This is a genomic window from Rhizobium herbae (genome assembly GCF_019511375.1).
In the GTDB taxonomy this organism is placed as follows: Bacteria; Pseudomonadota; Alphaproteobacteria; order Rhizobiales; family Rhizobiaceae; genus Pararhizobium; species Pararhizobium herbae_A.
Map to the genome: position 1 here is coordinate 21,503 of NZ_JAEUAO010000007.1, position 20,341 is coordinate 41,843.

22 protein-coding genes are annotated in these 20,341 nt (G+C 62.4%); 14 read left to right on the forward strand and 8 right to left on the reverse strand.

What is annotated here, in order from left to right; all coding sequences use genetic code 11:
• Position 1 precedes the first annotated feature (1 nt).
• From JNB71_RS22290 to JNB71_RS22305, 4 genes are all read right to left on the reverse strand, one after another.
• Complete coding sequence (locus tag JNB71_RS22290; RefSeq protein ID WP_220373983.1) at positions 2-739, reverse strand: hypothetical protein; 738 nt, start codon at positions 737-739, stop codon at positions 2-4.
• Between the two features lie 13 nt (positions 740-752).
• A complete protein-coding gene (locus JNB71_RS22295; RefSeq protein ID WP_026204033.1) occupies positions 753-1,022 on the reverse strand; it encodes a hypothetical protein in 270 nt (89 codons plus the stop codon).
• A gap of 124 nt (positions 1,023-1,146) precedes the next feature.
• The gene (locus JNB71_RS22300; RefSeq protein ID WP_220373984.1) at positions 1,147-1,569 is read right to left on the reverse strand and encodes a TIGR02301 family protein; all 423 of its coding nucleotides are present in this window, start codon (positions 1,567-1,569) and stop codon (positions 1,147-1,149) included.
• Between the two features lie 55 nt (positions 1,570-1,624).
• Positions 1,625-2,062 (reverse strand): NUDIX hydrolase, encoded by a 438-nt coding sequence (locus tag JNB71_RS22305; protein ID WP_220373985.1) that lies wholly within the window; start codon positions 2,060-2,062, stop codon positions 1,625-1,627.
• A 155-nt stretch (positions 2,063-2,217) separates the two neighbouring features.
• On the opposite strand from JNB71_RS22305, the gene JNB71_RS22310 reads away from it, so the two are divergent.
• Positions 2,218-2,982: an SOS response-associated peptidase gene (locus JNB71_RS22310; protein ID WP_220373986.1), complete on the forward strand. Its 765-nt coding sequence runs from the start codon at positions 2,218-2,220 to the stop codon at positions 2,980-2,982.
• 1 nt (position 2,983) lies between these two features.
• Here the strand turns inward: JNB71_RS22310 and JNB71_RS22315 are convergent, their stop codons facing one another.
• Positions 2,984-3,139: a hypothetical protein gene (locus tag JNB71_RS22315; RefSeq protein ID WP_220373987.1), complete on the reverse strand. Its 156-nt coding sequence runs from the start codon at positions 3,137-3,139 to the stop codon at positions 2,984-2,986.
• A gap of 418 nt (positions 3,140-3,557) precedes the next feature.
• Between JNB71_RS22315 and cysS the strand changes: the two genes are divergently transcribed.
• The 8 genes from cysS (at position 3,558) to JNB71_RS22355 (ending at position 9,811) form a co-directional block, all read left to right on the forward strand.
• Positions 3,558-4,949 (forward strand): cysteine--tRNA ligase, encoded by a 1,392-nt coding sequence (gene cysS, locus JNB71_RS22320; protein ID WP_220373988.1) that lies wholly within the window; start codon positions 3,558-3,560, stop codon positions 4,947-4,949.
• Entirely contained in the window at positions 4,946-5,434 is a 489-nt protein-coding gene (locus JNB71_RS22325) for a GFA family protein (RefSeq protein ID WP_222857387.1), read from the forward strand. The genes cysS and JNB71_RS22325 overlap by 4 nt, the downstream gene beginning before the upstream one ends.
• Positions 5,431-5,925: a GFA family protein gene (locus tag JNB71_RS22330; protein ID WP_112856705.1), complete on the forward strand. Its 495-nt coding sequence runs from the start codon at positions 5,431-5,433 to the stop codon at positions 5,923-5,925. The genes JNB71_RS22325 and JNB71_RS22330 overlap by 4 nt, the downstream gene beginning before the upstream one ends.
• 2 nt (positions 5,926-5,927) lie before the next feature.
• Positions 5,928-6,404, forward strand: coding sequence for a GFA family protein (locus JNB71_RS22335; protein ID WP_220373989.1), 477 nt, complete (start codon positions 5,928-5,930; stop codon positions 6,402-6,404).
• Positions 6,401-7,360, forward strand: coding sequence for a prolyl aminopeptidase (gene pip, locus JNB71_RS22340; RefSeq protein ID WP_220373990.1), 960 nt, complete (start codon positions 6,401-6,403; stop codon positions 7,358-7,360). Before JNB71_RS22335 ends, pip begins: the two co-directional genes overlap by 4 nt.
• 211 nt (positions 7,361-7,571) lie before the next feature.
• Positions 7,572-9,185 carry a citramalate synthase gene (gene cimA / locus JNB71_RS22345; RefSeq protein WP_220373991.1) on the forward strand — a complete coding sequence of 538 codons (1,614 nt, stop codon included), beginning with the start codon at positions 7,572-7,574 and terminating at the stop codon, positions 9,183-9,185.
• Positions 9,186-9,257: 72 nt separating this feature from the next.
• Positions 9,258-9,482: a DUF433 domain-containing protein gene (locus tag JNB71_RS22350; protein ID WP_220373992.1), complete on the forward strand. Its 225-nt coding sequence runs from the start codon at positions 9,258-9,260 to the stop codon at positions 9,480-9,482.
• On the forward strand, positions 9,482-9,811 hold the full coding sequence (locus tag JNB71_RS22355; protein WP_220373993.1) for a DUF5615 family PIN-like protein: 330 nt from the start codon (positions 9,482-9,484) through the stop codon (positions 9,809-9,811). Before JNB71_RS22350 ends, JNB71_RS22355 begins: the two co-directional genes overlap by 1 nt.
• A gap of 3 nt (positions 9,812-9,814) precedes the next feature.
• On the opposite strand, the gene JNB71_RS22360 is transcribed toward JNB71_RS22355, so the two are convergent.
• The gene (locus JNB71_RS22360) at positions 9,815-11,800 is read right to left on the reverse strand and encodes a bifunctional 2',3'-cyclic-nucleotide 2'-phosphodiesterase/3'-nucleotidase (protein WP_220374205.1); all 1,986 of its coding nucleotides are present in this window, start codon (positions 11,798-11,800) and stop codon (positions 9,815-9,817) included.
• A gap of 203 nt (positions 11,801-12,003) precedes the next feature.
• Between JNB71_RS22360 and rarD the strand changes: the two genes are divergently transcribed.
• A complete protein-coding gene (rarD, locus tag JNB71_RS22365) occupies positions 12,004-12,942 on the forward strand; it encodes an EamA family transporter RarD (protein ID WP_220373994.1) in 939 nt (312 codons plus the stop codon).
• A gap of 23 nt (positions 12,943-12,965) precedes the next feature.
• Here the strand turns inward: rarD and JNB71_RS22370 are convergent, their stop codons facing one another.
• Positions 12,966-13,586: a TIGR00730 family Rossman fold protein gene (locus tag JNB71_RS22370; RefSeq protein ID WP_220373995.1), complete on the reverse strand. Its 621-nt coding sequence runs from the start codon at positions 13,584-13,586 to the stop codon at positions 12,966-12,968.
• Positions 13,587-13,844: 258 nt separating this feature from the next.
• Between JNB71_RS22370 and JNB71_RS22375 the strand changes: the two genes are divergently transcribed.
• The 4 genes from JNB71_RS22375 (at position 13,845) to pssA (ending at position 19,465) form a co-directional block, all read left to right on the forward strand.
• The gene (locus JNB71_RS22375) at positions 13,845-15,644 is read left to right on the forward strand and encodes a LysM peptidoglycan-binding domain-containing protein (RefSeq protein WP_220373996.1); all 1,800 of its coding nucleotides are present in this window, start codon (positions 13,845-13,847) and stop codon (positions 15,642-15,644) included.
• A gap of 194 nt (positions 15,645-15,838) precedes the next feature.
• Entirely contained in the window at positions 15,839-17,725 is a 1,887-nt protein-coding gene (locus JNB71_RS22380) for an ABCB family ABC transporter ATP-binding protein/permease (protein WP_220373997.1), read from the forward strand.
• 153 nt (positions 17,726-17,878) lie between these two features.
• Entirely contained in the window at positions 17,879-18,577 is a 699-nt protein-coding gene (locus JNB71_RS22385; RefSeq protein WP_220373998.1) for a phosphatidylserine decarboxylase, read from the forward strand.
• 36 nt (positions 18,578-18,613) lie between these two features.
• Entirely contained in the window at positions 18,614-19,465 is an 852-nt protein-coding gene (pssA, locus tag JNB71_RS22390) for a CDP-diacylglycerol--serine O-phosphatidyltransferase (RefSeq protein WP_220373999.1), read from the forward strand.
• A 72-nt stretch (positions 19,466-19,537) separates the two neighbouring features.
• Here pssA and JNB71_RS22395 read toward each other — a convergent pair whose 3' ends face one another.
• Positions 19,538-20,278 (reverse strand): SDR family NAD(P)-dependent oxidoreductase, encoded by a 741-nt coding sequence (locus tag JNB71_RS22395; protein ID WP_220374000.1) that lies wholly within the window; start codon positions 20,276-20,278, stop codon positions 19,538-19,540.
• Positions 20,279-20,341 lie beyond the last annotated feature (63 nt).

The following is a 20,341-nucleotide window of genomic DNA, read 5'->3' on the forward strand; positions in this document are numbered from 1 at the left end:
GTCAGTCTCCGGCGATGAAAAATTTCCACTGGCCGTCGGGTGTGATGCCAACTCGATAGAAGTTGTAGTTGCCGCCCTCTTCCATCCCCAGAAAATCGCCGGCAGTCACCAGCCGCAGGAGATCGACCTTTTCCGGCGCGGTGAGCGAGGAAAGAGATTTTTCGGTGAAGTAGGGCCAGACATACATTTCCTCTGGCGTTCCCTTGTCGACCAGAACGAAGCCGGTCGACAGAACGTCGAGCAGGATTGCCAGAATTTCGATTCCGTCCGGATCACCGGACAGTCCCTTGAGGACCTCGACGGGATCGGTGCCGTTCTCGCCGACCTGTGTCTGCGTCGGCCCCTTCCCAAGCAGCGGCCGCAGTCGTTCGATATCGCCGGAAGCGGCGGCCTCGACGATCAGTTCGCGCATGCGGGCGACGGCCTGCGGAATTTTCGATACATCCGACAGCACTTCGACGGCAGCAGGTACGGGATCCTGAGCCGAATCGTCCTTCGCGTCACCAGCCGGCTTGACGAGCGGATCGGGCATCGGGATCTGCATCGGTCCCACGTCGTCCGGCTCCTCCACTTCGGGAGCGTCCTTTTCTTCCTCTTTTGCCTGGCCCGGAATCTGTTTGAGCTCACTGAGCGCGAATGCGCTGTGGTGAGGAAGGAAAGAGGAAACGACGAGGCCGGCGAACAACAGCGCAGAAAAACGAACCGCACCTGGTCGGTTTGCTGACATCTGGCGTTTCATGATCGCCTCGAAACTACTGCAGGATGCGTTCCGGTGAGAATTCCCCGGCAAGCATGCGCTCGCGCAGCGAGTTCAGCATGGCTTCGGCCCCGTCTTCGCCGTGCAGGCGGATCGTCTCGCGCATGGCCAGGGCAATGGCAGCATCGGCGATGATCTCCGGCTCAATGCCGTCGGCCATACCATCTGCCCAGGCTTCATTCTGGTGTTCCAAGGCTGCCTGCATCTTCTCATGAACGATCATGTCGTCGATGTCATTCAGACTGGGTTCCATCATTCGTTCCATGCCGTTCCACGCTTTTTACTGGCACCTGACTTGAGGTGGCGTCACTTCTTACCACTCTCTTAACAACTTTAGCAGTCTTTTCCCAAAACGACACGGGCTCCTGAAAAAAGAGGTTAATTTCCCCTTAATTTCCAAAGCGGGCGGTTATTTCTGAAGCAAGTGTTGCTCCTTCGGCACGGTATCGCTCGTCGGCGACCACGGCGGCGGCCGTGCAGGCCGTGTAAACGGAGGCAAAAGTCCGGTAGCCGCGGTTGAACGCGGCCGTCATGCGAGCCCGCCGCTGCGCCTCGTTTCCTGCCTCCTTGTCGAGCAGATGCTGCATCAATTGCCGCCAGCTGTCTGCCGTCTTATCCTTGCAGACTGTCCGCAAATAGTGGACGGAACCAAGGATTTCCGAAAGCCGCAACAGCCGCGCGTCATAGGGGGCCGGCTTTTCAGCGGTCACCGCCGGGGTGCCGCCGGCCGGCGCGTCCTGCGCCCGAGCGGCGAACGGCGCAGCAACAAGCGCCAGCAAAAGAGACAATCGAATGGCCAGAAAGCGGATCATGTCGTTTTGAAGCCCCGAATCACGCCGGCAGGCAAGTCAAATCTCCATCGGACGATCACGGCTTCCGGCACGCCTCAAGTTTTTCCACGCATTCGCGAACGCTGTCGGGGATCGGCAAAGCGAAGATTTCGGTCGCCGTATACCAGCCGATACCAGCCGCATCGTCGCCGGCGACGGCATCAAGGTCCGGATCGGCGTCCACGGTGAAGACCGAGAGGAAGAAATGTCGCGCTCCCGCCCCATCCGATTCGCGCGGCGGCAGGTCATAAGTCTCAAAGAGGTGTGGATTGCGCGGAAGAATCCCGGTTTCCTCGTAAAACTCGCGCACTGCCGTCTCCGCCGGCGTCTCGCCGATCTCGGCCCGCCCGCCAGGAAAGGCATACATGTCCGCAGAAGGCGGATTGGCGCGCCGCACGAGCAGGTAGCGTCCGTCGCGCTCGAGGATGGCGGAGGAGGCGAGTTGGGGAGAGGAAGGGGGCATTTGGTCTTTCATCGCATTCTACCTATATTCCCTTGCGTCAGCGAAATACAATGCTTGCAGCGATGTGAGAAAGCCAGGCGCGGCAGTGTGTTGATCGAGGCGGTGAAAACGGTCCTGCTGTCGACATGCTTGATCATTGCGTGTCCATCGGGAGGCTGGATTAATCCATGTGCGGACGATTTGCGCTAACGGCGACACCGGAAGAAGTGGCGGAATTGCTCGGTCTCCTGGAAACGGAGGGCTTTCCGGCACGGTTCAACATCGCGCCGACCCAACCCATTCTCGTCGTCATTGCCGGCGATCGCCAGCAGCCGGGCAGCAACCTGCCCGAGCGCAGGGCGCTGCTCGTGCGCTGGGGCTTTACCCCCTCCTGGGTGAAGGATCCGCGCGATTTTCCGCTTCTGATCAATGCACGTGCCGAAACCGCGATAGGCAAGGCCTCGTTCAAGGCGGCGATGCGCCATCGGCGCATCCTCATTCCAGCTTCCGGTTTCTATGAATGGCATCGCCCCCCCAAGGAGAGCGGCGAGCCCTCGCAGGCCTACTGGATACGTCCGAAAAATGGCGGCATTGTCGCTTTCGCCGGTCTCATGGAGACATGGTCCTCGGCGGATGGCTCGGAGGTCGATACCGGCGCCATCCTCACCACGCGCGCTAACGCCCGGATTGCCGAGATCCACGAGCGCATGCCCGTGGTCATCAAACCGGAGGATTTTGCCCGCTGGCTCGACTGCAAGACGCAGGAACCGCGCGATGTCGTCGACCTCATGGCGCCGCCGGGTGACGACTACTTCGAAGCCGTCGCGATATCCGACAAAGTGAACAGGGTGGCAAACACCGGCGCCGATATCCAGATCCCGGTGAACGTTGCGACAAGGCCTGCCTCAAAGCTGAAGGAGCCTCCGGCAGACCGTCAGTTGTCCCTTTTTTGAATCAGGCGAATTGCTTCGGCACCGCAGGCTTCTTGACCGGCTTTGGCTTGACTTGCAAGGCGGCGGCCAGGACGGCCTTCAGGCCGAGCGGGCGGTATTGCTCGACAAGATTGGCCGCCTCTCGCGGACTGTGCTTGTCGGTCTTCTTACCAGGCATTTCAAACTCTCCTTTTGGTGCTTTCCCTAGCTGGAAACGCTTCGTTCCGGTGTGTTGTCCTCCAAAACGGCGTCCCTTATTGTGCCCCAGGAAACAGGCATTAATGTGCAAGTGCCTGAAGGCCTTGATTCCCGGGGAATGCGGCGTCTCCAGATAAGGCCAAACATGACAAAACAATGGCGGATTCTCCGACATCCCAACATATGACGATCGGGCAACGCGTGACCTCTTGACCGCGCGCACGCGAAGCGCGATAACGCTGCCCATGAAAACGGTTATCTGCATCATCTGCCGGATTATTATTCGCTAGCCTCGACGCTGGCCTGGCCGTTTTCGTCTCCCAAACATCAAGATGACAACGCGAAGGTCCAGCCGGGCGGTTGCGTGTATTTGACGTGATGCGGAAGGGGAGAATGGAATGGCCGGACAGCCGATACTGAAACTGTACAACACGCTGACACGGGAGAAGGCGGCTTTCGCGCCGATCGATCCGACCAATGTCCGCATGTATGTCTGCGGTCCGACCGTTTACGACTACGCCCATATCGGCAACGCGCGGCCTGCCATCGTCTTCGACGTGCTGTTCCGGCTGCTGCGCCACGTCTATGGCGAAAATCATGTCACCTATGCCCGCAACATCACCGACGTCGATGACAAGATCAACGCGCGGGCGCTGCGCGACCATCCCGGCCTGGCGCTGAACGAAGCCATCCGCCTCGTCACCGAGAAGACCGAGACGCAGTATCTGGAGGACGCCAAGGCGCTCGGCTGCCTGGACCCGACCGTGCAGCCGCGGGCGACAGAAAACATCGCCGGCATGATCGAGATCATCGAAAGGCTGATCGCCAAAGGCCATGCCTATCAGGCAGAAGGCGAGGTGCTGTTCGATACGCGCTCGATGGCCGATTACGGACGGCTCTCCAACCGCAACCTCGAGGACCAGCAGGCGGGTGCCCGCGTGGCCGTCGATGCGCACAAGAGGAACCCCGGCGATTTCGTGCTCTGGAAGCTCTCGTCCGAGAGCGAACCCGGCTGGGACAGCCCATGGGGCCGTGGCCGTCCGGGCTGGCATATCGAATGCTCGGCGATGAGCCAGCGTTATCTCGGCGAGGTCTTCGACATTCACGGCGGCGGGCTGGACCTGATCTTCCCGCATCATGAAAACGAGATCGCCCAGTCGCGCTGCGCCCACGGCACCGACGTCATGGCCAATGTCTGGATGCACAACGGCTTCCTGCAGGTCGAAGGCCGCAAGATGTCGAAGTCCGAAGGCAATTTCGTCACCATCTACGAATTGCTGCACACGGAAAAGTTCGGCGGCCGCAAGTGGCCAGGCGAGGTCCTGCGTCTGGCAATGCTGATGACCCATTACCGTGAACCGATCGATTTTTCGATCAAGCGGCTGGAGGAGGCCGAGCGGCTTCTCGCCAAATGGCCGTTGGTCAAGGAAAGCGGCGCGGCACCCGACACAACGGTGATCAGTGCGCTCGCCGACGATCTCAATACGGTCGCAGCCGTGCAGGCGCTGCACGCTCTCGCCCAGGCTGCCAATGCCGAGCCGGCTCTGCTTGCAACTTATGCCGCGAGCGCGGCTCTGCTCGGCGTTCAGCCGAAGGAAACCGAGATCGACGAAGCGCTGGCCTCCGCTGTCGATGCCCTGGTGGCGATGCGGCTGGAAATGCTCAAGGCCAAGAACTTCGCCGAAGCCGACAAGATCCGCGAGGATCTCGCAGTGAAGGGCGTCCAGCTCAAGGACGGCAAGGACGCGGCGACCGGCGAGCGGGTGACGACCTGGGAGGTCAAGCGATGACGATAGCCACTCCCCTCCACACCGGCGGCTGCCAATGCGGTGCCGTCCGTTTCCGCGTCGAAGGCATGCTCGGCGATGCTTCCGTCTGCCATTGCCGCATGTGCCAGAAGGCGGCTGGGAATTTTTATCTGCCGCTGGTTTCCGTGCGCGGGGCAAGGCTCACCTGGACGCGCGGCGAGCCGAAGCGGTTTCAGTCGTCGAATGCGGTGTTCCGGGGTTTCTGCGGCGATTGCGGCACGCCGCTGACCTATGAGGCGCCGGATGGCGTGGCGCTGGCGATCGCGGCCTTCGACAAGCCGCAGGGCATCGTTCCGCAGATCCAGTGGGGCACCGAGGCAAAGCTGCCCTATGTCGACCACATCCCTGACCTGCCGGGCGAGGAGACGATGGCGGATCAGGATGCGGCGTCCTTTCTTGCAACGCTCGTGTCTTACCAGCATCCGGACCATGATACGGCCGAGTGGCCACCGAAGGGGCGCGAATGAGCATTTCCCGAATCTATACCGGCGGCTGCCAGTGCGGCGCGGTGCGCTATCGGGCGGAAGGCACGCTCGGTGATCCGCATCTGTGCCATTGCCGCATGTGCCAGAAGGCGGCCGGCAATTATTTCATGCCGCTTGCCAATGCGCCGCGCGCGTCGTTCCGCATCACGCGGGGGGAACCGAGCTGGTTTCATTCCTCGCAATTTGCCCGGCGCGGTTTTTGCGCCGCCTGCGGCACGCCGCTGTTCTACGACATGCCGGGGGCGGATTTCATCAATATCGTGCTCGGTTCGCTCGACGATCCCTATGATGTGCGGCCTCTGACGCAGTCCGGCATGGAATCGTGCGTACCCTGGTTTTCACATCTGCCGGGGCTGCCGGGTAGAGAGACCGATGCCGCTAACGATGCAGGCGCGGAACGGCATCTGGCGATCCTTGAAACGAACCGCCAGCATCCCGACTACGATACTGAACATTGGCCACCGGAGGAATAGACATGAGCGAGACCATTCGAACCGGAGGCTGCCAGTGCGGCGCCGTGCGTTTCAGGATTCACGGAGCGCTCGGCCGTCCGTCGATCTGCCATTGCCGAATGTGCCAGAAGGCCTTTGGCGGCTTTTTCGGCCCGCTGGTCACCGCGCCGGACGGCGGCGTCGAGTGGACGCGCAACGAACCGAACTATTTCCAGTCGTCGGTGAACATCAGCCGCGGTTTTTGCGCATCCTGCGGCACCCCGCTGACCTATCGTCATCCCGGTGGTCTCGAAATCGCCATCGGCGCCTTCGACGACCGAAGCGACCTCGCGCCGCAGATCCAGGTCAACTACGCCTCCCGGCTGCCCTGGGTGACGACGATCTTCGACCAGCCGGTCCATGACGATCCGGACTACTATTCAAAGCAGGAACAGATCATCTCCTTCCAGCATCCCGATCACGATACGGCCGAATGGCCCACCCATGGTTTGAACCTATGACAGCAGAACTGCGCACGCTCTATCCGGAAATCGAACCTTACGCATCCGGCCATCTCGATGTCGGCGACGGCCACGTGATCTATTGGGAGAAGGCCGGGACGCCCGGGGCCAAGCCCGCCGTCTTCCTGCATGGCGGCCCCGGCGGCACGATCTCGCCAAGCCACCGCCGTCTGTTCGATCCGAAGCTTTACGACGTCACCCTGTTCGACCAGCGCGGCTGCGGCAAGTCGACCCCGAATGCCGAACTTGCCGCCAACACGACCTGGCATCTCGTCGCCGATATCGAGCGGCTGCGCGAATTGGCCGGCGTCGACAAGTGGCTGGTCTTCGGCGGTTCCTGGGGCTCGACGCTGGCGCTCGCCTATGCGCAAAAACATCCTGAGCGAGTTTCGGAACTCGTCGTGCGCGGCATCTACACGCTGACCAAGGCCGAACTCGACTGGTACTATCAGTTCGGCGTCTCGGAAATGTTCCCGGACAAATGGGAGCGCTTCATCGCGCCGATCCCGGAAGATGAGCGCCACGAGATGATGCTCGCCTATCACCGCCGCCTGACCAGCGACGACAAGGCGACCCGTCTTGCCGCCGCCAAGAGCTGGAGCATCTGGGAGGGCGAGACGATCACGCTCTTGCCGGAACCCGCAACCAGCGACAAGTTCGAGGAAGACGAATTCGCCTACGCATTCGCCCGCATCGAAAACCATTTCTTCGTCAATGCCGGCTGGCTGGAGGAGGGGCAGCTTCTGCGGGATGCGCACCGGCTGCATGGCATTCCCGGTGTCATCGTCCACGGCCGCTACGACATGCCGTGCCCGGCAAAATATGCTTGGGCGCTGCACAAGGCTTGGGGCGAAGCGGAATTTCATCTGGTCGAGGGCGCAGGCCATGCCTATTCCGAGCCGGGCATTCTCGACAGGCTCATCCGGGCAACCGACCGGTTTGCAGGGAAGGTGTGATGATTGTGTCTGCGGCTCGCACCCCCCTCTGTCACTGCGTGACATCTCCCCCTCAAGGGGGGAGATTGTTCCTTTCCCTCGCTGATTTCGGCGCAAGGGAGGCACAACACTTGCGAGAAATCTCCCCCCTTGAGGGGGAGATGTCGGCGTCGCCGACAGAGGGGGGTAAGCCGCCGCGAACTCAGAGCGCCCCATCATCGGAGGCATTGCAGTGAAAGAACGCATCTATCTCTTCGACACCACGCTTCGCGACGGGCAGCAAACGCCGGGGATCGATTTTTCCGTCGAGGACAAGATCGCCATCGCCAAGATGCTGGACGAATTCGGCATCGACTATGTAGAAGGCGGATATCCGGGTGCCAACCCGACCGATACGGAGTTTTTTGAGAAGACGCGCACCCACAAGGCACGCTTCGTCGCCTTCGGCATGACCAAGCGCGCCGGCGTGTCGGCGTCCAACGATCCGGGGCTGACGGCGCTCCTGCAGGCGCAAAGCGACGCGATCTGTCTTGTCGCCAAGAGCTGGGATTATCATGTCCGCGTGGCGCTCGGCTGTTCCAACGAGGAAAATCTCGAGGCGATCCGCACGTCCGTCGAAGCCGTCGTGCAAAGCGGCCGCGAGGCGATGATCGACTGCGAGCATTTCTTCGACGGCTACAAGGCCAATCCCGGCTACGCCCTGGCCTGCGCCAAGACGGCCTATGACGCCGGCGCCCGCTGGGTCGTGCTCTGCGACACCAATGGCGGCACCCAGCCGCCGGAGATCCGCGACATCGTCGCCGCGGTGATCGCCCATGGCGTGCCCGGCGCCAATCTCGGCATCCACGCCCATAACGATACCGGCCAGGCGGTCGCCAATTCGCTGGCGGCGGTCGAGGCCGGCGTGCGCCAGGTTCAGGGCACGCTGAACGGTATCGGCGAGCGCTGCGGCAACGCCAATCTCGTCACGCTGATCCCGACGCTGGCGCTCAAGGAAGCCTATAACCGCCGTTTCGAGACAGCGATCGATGCCGACCGGCTGCAGGAGCTGACCCAGCTTTCCCATTCCTTCGACGAGCTTCTGAACCGCTCGCCGGATCACCAGATGCCCTATGTCGGCGCGTCTGCCTTCGCCACCAAGGCCGGCATTCATGCGTCCGCGTTGCTGAAGGACCCGCGCACCTACGAGCATGTGACGCCGGAAAGCGTCGGCAACCTGCGCAAGGTCATGGTGTCGGACCAGGGCGGCAAGGCCAATTTCATCAATGCCCTGAAACGGCGCGGCATCGTCGTCTCCAGGGATGATCCGAAGCTCGACAGGCTGATTTCCATCGTCAAGGAACGCGAGGCGACCGGCTATGCCTATGAAGGCGCCGATGCGAGCTTCGCCATCCTCGCCCAGCGCATCCTCGGCTCGGTGCCGGATTTCTTCCTGGTCGACAGTTTTCGCGTCATGGTGGAGCGCCGCTTCGATGCCAACGGCAAGCTGAAGACCGTCTCTGAAGCCGTGGTGAAGGTCTCGGTCGACGGCGAGACGATGATGTCGGTCGCCGAAGGCCACGGCCCCGTCAATGCGCTCGATCTGGCGCTGCGCAAGGATCTCGGCAAATACCAGTCGGAGATCGAGGATCTGGAACTGGTGGACTACAAGGTGCGCATCCTCAACGGCGGCACCGGCGCCGTCACCCGCGTCCTGATCGAATCGGTCGACGCCACCGGCGCCCGCTGGTGGACGGTCGGCGTATCCGACAACATCATCGACGCCTCCTTCCAGGCCCTGATGGATTCGATCGTCTTCAAGCTGTTGAAAAACCGGGACCAGGCGGGACTGGCGGCGGCGGAGTAGGGGAGGCGACGGCCGGTTCGTGCTGTGCTATGACTATTCGGGCGCGCAGCGTGACTCTCCGAGGAGACTTCAATGAGCGAAATCCATCGGATCACTGTTGATCCAGAGCAGTGCGGCGGCCGCCCGACGCTCCGCAACCTTCGCATCCGCGTCAAGGACGTGCTGGACCTACTGGCGGCAGGGGCCAGTCATGCTGAGATTCTCCAGGATTACCCCGCGCTCGAAGAGGGCGACGTTTTGGCCGCGCTCGAATATGCCGCGCGCCAAAGCGACCATACTGTCCTTCACGTCGCCTGATGCGGTTCCTGATCGACGCGCAATTGCCGCCGGCGCTTGCGCGTTGGCTGACTATACACGGCTACGAAGCGGTGCATGTCTCTGAAAAGGGAATGCAAGCCGCGACCGACCGGCTGATCTGGGATTGTGCTTTGATGGAGGGCTGGGTCATCGTGACGAAGGACGAGGACTTTGCGCAGCACAAGGTGTTCACGCAAGCTGGCCCGGCTGTGGTCTGGATCAGGTGGCCGAATACGCGACGCCATCAACTCCTCGTCCGGTTCGAAGTGGTTCTACCCGCGATCGTCGCCGCGCTCGTGCGCGGCGAAACGTTAATCGAAGTGATTTGACGCTCACAGCACCAGCCTGAACTTCGCAAACCCATCCGCGCCGTCGCCGGCATCCTCGATCTTCACGCCCTTGATGTCGGCAATCAGTCCGCGTGCCTTCGGACCTGTCTCGAACACTGCGGTGGCACCTGCCATCGGCTTGAAGCTCCAGTTGCCGTCGGCGGACGGGTTGATCGTGCCTTCGGCGATGATGTAGCGGACGATGACGTCGCGGTTGGTGTCGGGGGCTGCGAACACCACCTTGTCGGCGCCGATCTCGGGAAACTTGCCGCCGCCGCCGGCGCGATAATTGTTGGAGGCGACGACGAATTTCTGCGCCGGATCGATCGGCTTGCCCTTAAAGGAGAGGTTCTGGATGCGGTTTGAGTTGGGATTAACAGCGTTGCCGTCCTTGTCGTATTTGGCCGGCTGCGAGAGGTCGATCTCATAGGTCACGCCGTCGATGATGTCGAAATTGTAGGAGGGAAAGTCGGGGTTCAGCAGCGGCGCGTCCTTGGCGCCCGGCTCGACGGTGTTGAACATGCCGGCCGACATTTCCAGCCAGTTCTTCACCTGCGCGCCGGTGATGACCACGGCTTGCACGGTGTTGGGATAGAGATAGAGATCGGCAACGTTCTTGATGGCGATGTCTCCGGCCGGAACGTCGGTGTAGTAGTCCGCGCCGCCGCGGCCGCCGGACTTGAACGGCGCTGCCGCCGAAAGCACGGGCAGGTCCTTGTATTCGGTGTCCTTCAGCATCTCCCTGATGTACCAGGTCTGCGCATTGGAGACGATCTGCACGGACGGGTCGTCCGCCACCAGCGCGAAATAGGAATAGAGCGGTGCCGATGTCTTGCCGACCGGGGTGCGGATATAGGCGAGCGTCGCCTCATGCTCGGCATTGGCGGCGTTCAGCACATCCGCCCTGTCCGCCACGTCGGCGACGATCTTCTTGTCCTCGCGGTGGTAGATCGGCCGCGCCTCGGTGGTGAAATCGACGATCCGCCAGCTGTTGCCGTCCTTCTCGATGAGGAGGTCGATCAGGCCGAGATGCGAACCCCAGAAGCCGCCCATCACCGCCGGCTTGCCGAGCAGCGTTCCCTTCGTGGGATCGACACCCTCGATGCCGTCGAAGCTCTTGGGGCCGGGGAAGACGAGGTGCTGGTGGCCGGTGAAGATCGCGTCGATCCCCTTAACGCCGGCGAGATAGAGCGAGGCGTTTTCCATCCGTTCGCTCTGACCCGAACCGTCGATGCCGGAGTGGGAAAGCGCGATGATGATGTCGGCGCCGTCTTCCTTCATGGCCGGCACCCAGGCCTTTGCCGCCTCGACGATGTCGCGGGTCTGCGCCTTGCCCTCCAGGTTCTTGACATCCCAGAGCATGATCTGCGGCGGCACGAAGCCGATGATGCCGATCTTCAGAGGACTGGTGGCGCCCGAACCGTCGGTGACGATCTTCTCGACGACCGTATAGGGCTTGAAGAACAGTTCGTCCTTCTTCGGGTCGGAGGCGAGCTGCCCCTTGGTCAGGTTGGCGCAGACGTAGGGGAAATTGGCCCCGGCGAGCACCTTGAACATGTAATCCAGGCCATAGTTGAACTCATGGTTCCCCAGCGTGCCGGCCTCGTAACCGAGCACGTTCATCGCCTTGATGACCGGATGGACGTCGCCGTCCTTCATGCCGCGTTGATAGGCCATGTAGTCGCCCATCGGGTTGCCCTGCAGGAAATCGCCATTGTCGATGAGGAAGGAATTGCCGGCCTCGGCGCGGATGGCGTCGATGATCGAGGCGGTGCGGGCAAGCCCCATCGTGTCGTTCGGCTTGTCGCCGTAGTAGTCGTAGGGGAAGACATGGACGTGGATGTCGGTCGTTTCCATGATGCGCAGATGCGCCTGGTTGCCGGCCGCGCGGGCGGCAAAGGGATGCAGCAGGATGAGGGCGGAACTGGCGGCGGCACCGCTCAGGAGCGAGCGGCGGGTTATCGGGTGGAGCGCGAGGCTGGAAGACATCATGAAGTCCCTTCGTCTGACCGGTCATTGCCTGGCTGAAACCTAGGGTGGGAAGCTGCGGAATGCACCCCGCAAAATATCACCTATTTTCAGCAGGTTTCGATCAGCCCTGCTGCATGCAAGTTCACGGAAATGAATTGGTTCATCAACGGCCTTTGGAGTAGGACGAGCCAATGATAAAATTCTCGACGGGACGAAACGCCATGGCTGATGCGGAAAAGACACCGGTGGTGCAGAACGGCGATTCGCCGCGCGGCTTCGCCTTCGCGCTGACGGCCTATCTGCTGTGGGGTTTCCTGCCCTTCTTCATGAAAGCCGTCGCGCATATCCCGGCCTTCGAGGTTGTCGCCCACCGGATCGTCTGGTCACTGCCGCTCGCGGGAGCCGTGCTCGTCCTGCTTGGCCGCACCGATGACATAAGGATGGCGCTGCGCTCCCCGCGCATGCTGAAGATGGCGATGGTCACTGCCTTCCTCGTCACCATCAATTGGGGCATCTATGTCTGGGCGATCGGGGCAGGGCGGGCGCTTGAGACCGCACTCGGCTATTACATCAACCCGCTGTTCTCGATCTTCCTCGGCGCCGTGCTCCTGAAGGAAAAGCTCAATCCGGCGCAGATCGTCGCCATCGTTCTCGCCGCAATCGCCGTCGTCGTTCTTGCCTTCGATGCGGGTGGCCTGCCCTGGGTCTCGATCGGCCTCGCGCTCTCCTGGGGCTTCTATGCCTTTTTCCGCAAGACCCTGCCGGTCGGACCCAATCAGGGTTTCTTCCTGGAAGTGTTGCTGCTCAGCGTGCCGGCGCTCGGCTACATCGCCTATCTGGAAGCGTCGGGGCAGGGCCACTTCTTCGATACAGGCCTTGCCGATGTCGCCTTGCTCATGACCAGCGGCGTCGTCACCGCCGTACCGCTGATGATCTACGCCAACGGCGCCAAGCTGCTGCGGCTCTCGACCATCGGCATCATGCAGTACATCGCCCCAACGATGATCTTCCTCATCGCCGTGTTCGTCTTCCACGAACCCTTCGGCACGCCGAAGCTCATCGCCTTCATTTTGATCTGGGCGGCACTGGCGGTCTACTCGACGTCGATGCTCATGGAAAGCCGCGCGCGGCGCGCTGTCGTGGCAAGCCCGGCGGAGTAATACGGGCGGGCCAGCCAAATATTTCAAAGCTTGGAGATGATCCCGGCCTCGCCGTCGCGATCGACTTCGCTTGCCCAATGGGCCAGCAATGCGGGAACGACCTCCTCCGCCGCGTCGATGACGAGCGGCTGGACGAGATGGGCGGTGTGGATGAAGCCGGCTTCCGCCATGTGCTGGATGAGCGTCATGAGCGGATCCCAGAAGCCGTTGACATTGACGAGCACGATCGGCTTGCGGTGGCGGCCAAGCTGCGCCCAGGTCATGATCTCGACGATCTCCTCAAGCGTGCCGATACCGCCCGGCAGGGTGACGAAGGCATCGGAGCGCTCGAACATCTTGTGCTTGCGGTCATGCATGTCGGGCGTCACGATCAGTTCGCTGAGCTGCCCGAGCGAATGGCGCGTCGCCTCCATATCCATCAGAAATTCTGGTATAATGCCGGTAACGCGGCCACCGTGCGAAAGAACGCCGCTTGCGACCGCGCCCATGATGCCCTTCGTGCCGCCGCCATAGACGAGCCGAAGATGGTTTTCGGCGATGGATTTGCCGAGAATACGCCCGGCATCGATAAAGGATTGATCGCGACCCGGTTGCGAGCCGCAATAGACGCAAATGGATCGAATCGGGATATTTTTCTCGTTCATGGTCCAAAGAGACATCGCGTCGCAGCACGCGTCAAGAAAAATGACGGAAAACAGGCCCGCGGATGCGTCCGAATATGCGGCGGTGCTTGTGGAAAGCAGCGGAAATCGTTAGCAATTTTTAAGAATGAGCAGACGATATGTACGGGGCTGATTCCGCAAGATTAGGCAAACGGAAAGCGGCAGGCATGTAGGCTTGGGGAGAGCCATCCTTTCGCGCCCATGTCGGGCACAGGCGGCTCGGGCCATTTGGAGAAATGCATGATGAAGAACAAGGCCGGCTGGGTGGCCCTTATCGTCCTGGCAATTGCATCCCTGCTGATGGTTTTCTTTGTGCTGCCGAATATCAACAAGGGCAAGGACACGCTCACGGCCGATGCCCCGGCGGACAAGTCGGCAACCTTGGCCGAACCGAAGAGCGCAAAGCCCACTGCCGGGGGCGAGGCGGCGACCGACACCGCCAAGTCCACCGATCCGGTTGCTGCGTGGACGGTGCCGGGTTTCGATGTCCTGCGCGTCGAACCGGACGGGTCGACGGTCATTGCGGGGCGCGCTCAGCCCAATACCAAGCTTGAAATCATGAGCGGCGATACTGTCATCGGCACGGCGGATGTCGGAGCGGAAGGCAATTTTGCCGCGGTCTTCGAGAAGCCGCTTGCAGCCGGTGATTATCAACTGACGCTGCGCAGCGTCGGCGAAAACGGCGCAACCAAGTCCTCCGAGGAGGTTGCCACCGTTTCGATCCCCAAGGACAAGGCCGGCGAACTGCTCGCCATGGTGTCGAAGCCGGGCGAGGCGAGCCGCATCATCACCAAACCGGTGGCCGAGGCAAAGCCTGCCGATGGGGCTGCCGAGCCGGCGACGGCGGCGGGGGAGGTTGCAAAGGCAGAACCTGTTCCCGGTCAATCGGCAACGGCGACGCCAACCGATACCTCCGTTTCGTCCCAGACCCAGGCAACCGGCGAGAAGCCGGCCGTCTCTGTCTCCGCGGTCGAGATCGAAGGCAGGAAGATTTTCGTCGCCGGCAACGCCAAGGCCGGCGCGTTGGTGCGCGTCTATGCCGATGACAAGCCTGTCGGCGAAATCAAGGCCGACGAGCAGGGGCGGTTCGTCGTTGAAGGCGCGATCGACCTGCCGGTCGGCGGCCACACGATCCGCGCCGACGTGATGGGCGCTGACGGCAGCACGGTTGAAACGCGGGCATCCGTTCCCTTTGATCGCCCGGCTGGCGATCAGGTGGCAGCGGTCGCTCAACCCGGCGCGCAAGGCACCGTGACGCCTCTCGAGGGCGGCAGTTTCGATGGCCTGCGAATGGAAGCGACGAAGGCTCTTGGCCTGCTGAAGGGGCTGTTTGCCGATGGCAAGGTGCCGACGGCGGAAGAACTGGCGGCGGCGCGCTCGGCAACGGAAATTGCCCTGAAGTCACTCGCCGATTTCAAGGTCGCCGACAACCTGGATGCCGGTGCCCAGGAACTGGCGGCCAAGACGGCCAAGTCCGCGGCCGATGCGCTCGCCGTGCTGAAAGCGCTGCCGGCGGATGCCGCCAGCGTTTCCGCATCGCTCGGCAAGATCGAGGCGGCGGTTGGCTCGGCGCTGATGCCGCGTACCGACGGCGCCGGCGGCAATGCGGTCGCAACGACCCAGCCGGTACAGAACGAGGTTGCAAAGCCGGCGGCGGAAACGGCCGAGAAGCCTGCCGCAGAGTCAGCCACGCCTTCCGCAGAGTCAGGCGTTGCCGCTGCGACAGGCACCGACAGTGCCGCACCGGCCGAGAAACCGGTAACCGGGCAGGCAGCTGCCGAGCCGGAAACGGTGCAGCAGGCGCCGCTGCAGCAGAGCAAGACGTCGGTGATCATCCGCCGTGGCGATACGCTCTGGCAGATTTCGCGCCGCGTCTATGGTGCGGGGGTTCGCTACACGACGATCTATCTCGCCAACGAGGGCCAGATCGCCGATCCGGACCGTATCTTGCCGGGCCAGATCTTCGGCGTGCCGGACGAGGCGATGTCGGAGACTGAAGCGCGGGAGATGCATCGCAAGCGCGTGAAGCATCTGCCGTGATCGGTTTTTGCCGGCGCTCCATTGCGGCCGGTGTTTGTGAAGCCTATCTGAAACGAAAAGCGGCGCCTTGAGAAAGGCGCCGCTTTTGATTGGAGATTGCGGGCGCGCTTTCCATCGATGGTCATCGTCATGACATCCAAAGCGCGCAGACGCTGTCGAGAAACAACAGTCGAAGAACGAAGGCGGACACGCACGTGGCAGCGCAGAAGAAGACGGTATCGGCGGACGCAGGCAATCCGCTGCAGACGATCATCAATCTCTGGCCCTATATGTGGCCGACCGACCGTACCGACCTCAAGATGCGGGTCGTCTGGGCGACCCTCATCCTGGTGGTCGCCAAGATCGTGCTGCTGCTCGTGCCCTATTTCTTCAAATGGGCGACCGATGCCCTGAACGGCAGGACCGAGATTGCCGGCGTTCTCCCCGCCGTCTTCACCGGCGCCGTAATGCTCGTGCTTGCCTATAACCTGGCGCGCTTGCTGCAGGCGGGACTGAACCAGCTGCGCGACGCACTCTTTGCCAGCGTCGGCCAGCATGCGGTGCGCCAGCTTGCCTATCGCACCTTCGTCCACATGCACCAGCTGTCGCTGCGCTTCCACCTGGAACGCCGCACCGGCGGCCTGTCGCGCATCATCGAGCGTGGCACCAAGGGCATCGAAACGATAGTCCGGTTCACCATCCTGAATACGGTGCCGACCCTGATCGAGTTCCTTATGACGGCGGTGGTCTTCTGGTGGGGGTATGGCTTCGGCTACCTGGCTGTGACCGCCATCACCGTCTGGCTCTATATCTGGTTCACCATCAGGGCGAGCGACTGGCGTATCTCGATCCGCCGCTCGATGAACGACAGCGATACAGACGCCAATACCAAGGCGATCGATTCCCTTCTGAACTTCGAGACGGTCAAGTATTTCGGCAACGAGGAGATGGAGGCCAGGCGCTTCGACCAGTCCATGGCACGTTACGAGCGATCCGCCACGCAGGTCTGGACCTCGCTCGGCTGGCTCAACTTCGGCCAGGCGCTGATCTTCGGCGCGGGCACCGCGGTCATGATGGTCATGTCGGCCCTGGCCGTGCAGCGCGGCGAGCAGACGCTCGGCGACTTCGTCTTTATCAACGCGATGCTGATACAGCTTGCCATCCCGCTCAACTTCATCGGCTTCGTCTATCGCGAAATCCGCCAGGGCCTGACGGATATCGAGAAGATGTTCGACCTGCTCGACGTCGAGGCCGAGGTCGTCGACAGTCCGGACGCGAAGGAACTGGTGATCGATCGCGGCGCGATCGCCTTCAAGGACGTGCATTTCGCCTATGATCCCGCCCGCCCGATCCTCAAGGGTATCAGCTTCGAAGTGCCGGCCGGCAAGACGGTCGCCGTCGTCGGTCCCTCGGGCGCCGGCAAATCGACGCTGTCGCGGCTTCTCTACCGCTTCTACGATGTCCAGCAGGGCGCAATCACCATCGACGGCCAGGACGTGCGCGACGTGAAGCAGCAGAGCCTGCGCGCCGTGATCGGCATGGTGCCGCAGGATACGGTGCTGTTCAACGACACGATCGCCTACAACATCCGCTACGGCCGCATCTCGGCCACGCAGGCGGAGATCGAGGCAGCGGCGGATATCGCCCAGATCGGCGAATTCATCGAGAGCCTGCCGGAGGGCTACGGCGCCATGGTCGGCGAGCGCGGCCTGAAGCTGTCGGGCGGCGAGAAGCAGCGCGTCGCCATCGCCCGCACGGTGCTGAAAAGCCCGCCGATCCTGATCCTCGACGAGGCGACCTCGGCGCTCGACACCCGCACCGAGCAGGAGATCCAGGCAGCACTCGATATCGTCTCGCAGAACCGCACGACGCTGGTCATCGCCCACCGCCTGTCGACGGTCATCCACGCCGACGAGATCATCGTGCTCAAGGATGGCGGCATCGCCGAGCGGGGCACGCACGGGGAACTTATCGAGCGCGGCGGCCTTTATGCCTCCATGTGGAACCGCCAGCGTGAAGCAACGCAGGCCGAGGAAATGCTGAAGAAGGTCCGTGAAAGCGACGATCTGGGCGTTGTCGTGCGCGGTGCAGCGGCAGTGTGAGGGGGAGGCGAATAGCGAATAGCCAATAGATATGCTGCAATTCGTCCGCTACTCCTATTCGCTACTCCCTATTCGCTATTCGCCACATCGCATTGCCCGGCCCGCCATTTCCCTGTACGTCCTAGCCGAACGAAAATCTGGAGATCCCTTTTCATGAGCTTGATCAATACGGTGCGCAACACGCTGGTTCCGGTGCACAAGGAAGGTTATCGCTTCATCGCCGGTTTCTTCGTCGTCTCGCTGATCCTCGGATTTCTCTGGGAGCCGCTGATGTGGATCGGCTTCGTCCTGACGGCCTGGTGTGCCTATTTCTACCGAGACCCCGAACGCATGACGCCGCTCGATGACGATCTCGTCATCAGCCCGGCCGACGGCCGCGTCTCCTCGATCGCGCTCGTCACGCCGCCGGACGAACTTGGCCTTGGCACCGACCCGATGCTGCGCATCTCGGTGTTCATGAATGTCTTCAATGGCCACGTGAACCGCGCGCCGATGCGTGGCACGATCCGCCGCATCGCCTATCGCGCCGGCAAGTTCGTCAATGCCGAGCTTGACAAGGCAAGCCACGAAAACGAGCGCAACGGCCTCGTCATCGAAACCGCCCACGGCGAAATCGGCGTTGTCCAGATCGCCGGCCTCGTCGCCCGCCGCATCGTCTGCTGGTCGGCGGAAGGCGATACGCTGCAGCCGGGCGAGCGCTTCGGGCTCATTCGTTTCGGCTCCCGGCTCGACGTCTTCCTTCCGGAGGGGGCGCAGCCGCGCGTCAGCCTCGGCCAGACCGCGATTGCGGGCGAAACGGTGATTGCGGAATTCCGCTCCGCCAAGGGTCCGGTCATCAGCCGCCGCGGTTGATCGGCGGCGTCATCGAAACTGGAACAGGAGCACGTCATGGAAACGCCCTTTCCGTCCTTTGAACCGAACGGCCCGAACGACGAGGCGCGCGGGCCGCGCCTTCGGGAAATTCCGCTGCGGCTGATCGTGCCCAACATGATCACCGTGCTCGCCATTTGCGCCGGCCTCTCCGGCGTCCGGCTGGCGTTCGAAAACCGCTTCGAGCTCGCCGTCGCTATGGTTCTGGTCGCAGCGTTCCTCGACGGCATCGACGGCCGCGTGGCACGGCTGATGAAGGCCACCTCGAAGTTCGGTGCGCAGATGGATTCGCTCGCCGATATCGTCAATTTCGGCGTCGCGCCGGCGCTGGTTCTCTACGCCTTCGTCCTCGACCAGGCCCGTTCGCTCGGCTGGATCGCAGCGCTGATCTATGTGATCGCCGCCGGCCTTAGGCTTGCCCGTTTCAACGTCATGGCCGAGCGCGAAGTGAAGGCCTCCTGGCAGTCGGAATACTTCGTCGGCGTGCCGGCGCCGGCCGGCGCCATGCTCGTTCTCCTGCCGATGTATCTCGGTCTTCTCGGCCTCGCGCCGGACCGCCTCGTCGCTCTCGTTTCGTCGGCCTATACCGTGCTGATCGCCTTCCTGCTGGTCAGCCGCCTGCCGGTCTGGTCCGGCAAGTCGGAAAACCGCGTCCGCCGCGATCTCGTCCTGCCCGTCATCCTCTTCGTCGTGCTCTACGTCGCGACGCTGATGAGCTTCACCTGGGAGACGATGGTGATCACGGCTGTCGGATATCTCCTCAGCCTGCCGTTCGGGGCGCGCAAATGGCAGAAGAAATACGGCGACTGGCCGCTCCATCCGGATCACCCGGCGCCGCTCGAGGACGGGTTGCCGGAAGACAAGAAGTAGGTCTTTGGCTACTCATAGAGAAAGCCGCCGCGAGAAACCCGCGGCGGCTTTTTCAATTTCTGTATTCGAAGATCAATCCGGCAGCCGGTAATCGACGATCCGGTTTTCGCGCAGGATGAAGAGCTTGCCCGTCTCCCTCTGGTCCGGACCGACCAGCGGCAGCAGCTTGGCGGCCACTTCCGAGGGATGCGGCACGGTCGACGGGTCCTCGCCGGGAACGGCTTGCGCGCGCATGGCGGTGCGGGTCGCGCCCGGGTCGACGCTGAGGATGCGCAGCGGCAGTCGCTGCGTCTCGCCGGCCCATGTGCGCGCCAAAGCCTCGACGGCCGCCTTGGAGGCGGAGTAGGGGCCCCAGAACGGCTTGCACTTGTGGGCGGCGCTGGAGGACAGGATGAGCGCGCGGCCGGCATCCGACTGCTGCAAGAGCGGATCGACGGAGCGGATCAGGCGCCAGGTGGCGGTGATGTTGATCGTCATCACCTTCTCGAACACCTTGGCCTCGACATGGCCGATCGGCGAGATGACGCCGAGCACGCCGGCATTGGCAACGAGGATGTCGAGCTTGCCCCAGCGTTCATGGATGGCACCGCCGAGCTTGTCGATCGCCGCCATGTCGGCAAGGTCGAAGGGAACCAGGGTTGCCGGCAGCCCGCCCGCAGCCTTGATCGCATCGTCCAGTTCTTCAAGCCCCCCGATAGTGCGGGCGCAGGCAATCACCTGGGCGCCGGCCTTGGCCAGCTCAAGTGCGGTGAAATAGCCGATGCCGCGCGATGCGCCGGTGACCAGTGCTATGCGGCCCGTAAGATCGATCATGTCTGAGTGGCTCCGAATTCATTTGATGCGGGCTTGCTGTGGCACACGTGGGGGCACGAACGC